Genomic DNA, 1,956 nt, shown 5'->3' with positions numbered 1-1,956 from the left:
GCGGATGGATGTCACTTCACCCCACGAACGCCGGGCATGGCCCGGCGCTACCGGGGATCAGGCCGCAGGCTTCTTGACCACCGAAGACGGAACCAGCCAGCGCGCGGCGTGGATGCCCAGCTCGTACAGCAGGCACATCGGGATCGCCAGCATCAGCTGCGACACCACGTCCGGCGGAGTCAGGATCGCAGCGAGCACGAAGATGCCGACGATCGCGTAACCGCGTCCTTCCTTGAACTGCTGCGGCGTGATCCAGCCCAGCAGCACCAGGATCACCATCGCCACCGGCAGCTCGAAGCTGCCGCCGAAGGCGAAGAAGATCGCCAGCACGAAATCCAGGTAGGCATTCGCATCCGGCGTGATCGCGATCACTTCCGGGCTGAAGGTGGTGAGGAAGTGGAAGACCGCCGGCAGCACCAGGAAATAGGCAAAGGCGCAGCCGGTGTAGAACAGCAGCACCGAGGAGACCAGCAACGGCATCGCCAGGCGCTTCTCACGTGCATACAGGCCCGGCGCGACGAAGGCCCACAGCTGGTACAGCAGCCATGGCACGGCCACGAACAGGGCCACGAAGAACGTCAGCTTCAACGGCGCGAAGAAGGCGCCGGCCGGGTTGGTGGCGATCATCGTCTGCCCATTGGGCAACTGCGAGATCAGCGGCTCGGCCAGTGCGTTGTAAAGCTTCTGGGTAAACGGCAGCAGGCCCAGCAGCACAACGCCCAGCCCCAGCAGCGCACGCACCAGGCGCGAGCGCAGTTCAACCAGGTGTTCCACCAGCGAACTTTCGCCGAAGTCGTGTTCGCTCATGACGGGCGCTCCGTGCGCGCGGGCGTTTCGGTCGCGGTATCAGCAACGGCATTGCCCGCAGCTTCAGCGGTGGCAGGCGTAATGGCTGCACCTTCAGTCGACGCCCCCCCCGGCTCGGGCGCATCCGCCAGATGTGGGGGCTGTTCGGCCGGGGCCGGTGCACGCACCTGCTGCGCCAGTGTGTCGCTGTGCTGTTGCATCTGCTCGGCTTCGCGGCGCATGGCTTCGCCGCTGGCACGCAGCTGGTTCTCGGTGTCCTGCATGCCCTGGCGCACGTCCTGCATCTGCCGCTTGATGTCTTCGGCCTGCAGTTCGCGTTCCAGTTCCTGCTTGACCGAATCCCATTGATTGCGCGCGCGGCGTACCCACAGCCCGGCGAAGCGGGCCGCCTTGGGCAGGCGCTCAGGTCCGAGCACCACCAAGGCGACAACCGCGATCACCAGCAGTTCGCTGAAGCCGATATCAAACACCGCAACCGCTCCGGATCAACGCGGCTTGCGGTCGTGCTCGTCCTGCGCGGTGCGCGAGGCGTCCTGGCTGCGCGACTCGTCGCCCAACTGCGCGTTCGGCTTGTCGTCGTCGTGCATGCCCTTCTTGAATTCCTTGACCGCCGAGCCGAGGTCCTTGGCACCACTGGTCAGGCGCTTGGTGCCGAACACCAGCAGGACGATGGCGAGCACGACCAACCAATGCCAGATGCTGAAACTGCCCATAAGTCGCTCGTTACGTTAGTGATCAGATTGCCGAGCATAGCGCACCGGCTGTTAGCCGGCGCGCGTGACGAAAGTCAGTTGTTGCCCAGTGTTTCAGTGCGGATTTCACCGTCGTTGACCGGCTGGAAACCCTGCTGGGCCGGCGGCGGGGTCTGCGGCACGGCCTGCAGCGGCGCCGTGGTCGCTTCAGCAGGTGCCGCCGGCGCTGCCTGAACAGGCTGCGGGGCAGGCGCTGCAGCAGCCGCCGGACGCGGTGCGTCATTGCCACCATTGCGGTTGTTGCGCGCCGCGTAGGTGGCCTCTTCCAGGCGATCACGGAAAGCGACCACATCCATTGAAGGCGAGCCAGCCGCGCGGCCCTCGAAGATCATCCGCGGGGTGGTGTTGCTGCCGTAGGCGTCAAGGTTGGCAGCATCGTCGATCTGCAGGATCGCAC

3 protein-coding genes and 1 pseudogene are annotated in these 1,956 nt (G+C 65.5%); all 4 read right to left on the bottom strand.

Annotation, left to right across the window (positions count from 1 at the left end; genetic code table 11):
• Positions 1-57: 57 nt before the first annotated feature.
• On the bottom strand, positions 58-807 hold the full coding sequence (tatC, locus tag AC1VAN_RS20230; protein WP_025878764.1) for a twin-arginine translocase subunit TatC: 750 nt from the start codon (positions 805-807) through the stop codon (positions 58-60).
• A complete protein-coding gene (tatB, locus tag AC1VAN_RS20225; RefSeq protein ID WP_442251898.1) occupies positions 804-1,277 on the bottom strand; it encodes a Sec-independent protein translocase protein TatB in 474 nt (157 codons plus the stop codon). Before tatB ends, tatC begins: the two co-directional genes overlap by 4 nt.
• A 15-nt stretch (positions 1,278-1,292) precedes the next feature.
• Positions 1,293-1,520, bottom strand: a complete 228-nt coding sequence (gene tatA, locus AC1VAN_RS20220; protein ID WP_025878762.1) for a Sec-independent protein translocase subunit TatA — start codon at positions 1,518-1,520, stop codon at positions 1,293-1,295.
• Positions 1,521-1,594: 74 nt separating this feature from the next.
• Positions 1,595-1,956: pseudogene (locus AC1VAN_RS20215) on the bottom strand (lipid-binding SYLF domain-containing protein); the annotation flags it as partial.

This window comes from Stenotrophomonas sp. 05L44_2 (genome assembly GCF_056665995.1).
The sequence above is the reverse complement of the archived record's forward strand: the minus strand, read 5'-3'. Positions and strand labels throughout refer to the sequence as shown.

Excerpts from the sequence above, each read along its gene's own strand:
- tatC (WP_025878764.1), bottom strand. The coding sequence starts at position 807 with ATGAGCGAACACGACTTCGGCGAAAGTTCGCTGGTGGAACACCTGGTT.
- tatA (WP_025878762.1), bottom strand. The coding sequence starts at position 1,520 with ATGGGCAGTTTCAGCATCTGGCATTGGTTGGTCGTGCTCGCCATCGTC.